At 56.7% G+C, this 485-nt stretch carries 1 pseudogene; it reads left to right on the top strand.

The window, feature by feature from the left end:
• Positions 1-485 (top strand): annotated as a pseudogene (gene gyrB, locus B2V21_RS16465) (DNA gyrase subunit B); the annotation flags it as partial.

Here is a 485-nt window from a genome sequence, read left to right as displayed (position 1 = left end):
GGCGGTAAGTTCGATGACAACTCCTACAAGGTGTCGGGTGGTTTGCACGGCGTGGGTGTGTCCGTGGTGAACGCTCTGTCCGAAGGTCTGCAACTGACCGTGCGCCGCGCTGGCAAGTTGTGGGAGCAGTTCTACGTGCACGGCGTGCCGCAGGAACCGATGAAGATCGTCGGCGACAGCGAGACCACCGGCACCAAGATTCACTTCAAGCCGTCGGCTGAAACCTTCAAGAATATTCACTTCAGCTGGGACATTCTGGCGAAGCGGATCCGTGAGCTGTCGTTCCTCAACTCCGGTGTTGGCATTCTGCTGAAGGACGAGCGCAGCGGCAAAGAAGAGCTGTTCAAATACGAAGGCGGTTTGCGCGCGTTTGTCGAGTACCTCAATACCAACAAGACAGCTGTGAATCAGGTCTTCCATTTCAACGTGCAGCGCGATGATGGCGTGGGCGTGGAAGTTGCCCTGCAGTGGAACGACAGCTTCAA

Source organism: Pseudomonas sp. UBA6276, from assembly GCF_002438365.1.
In the GTDB taxonomy this organism is placed as follows: Bacteria; Pseudomonadota; Gammaproteobacteria; order Pseudomonadales; family Pseudomonadaceae; genus Aquipseudomonas; species Aquipseudomonas coleopterorum.
Note: the sequence above shows the minus strand (reverse complement) of the source record. Positions and strands in the feature narration are given on the sequence as shown.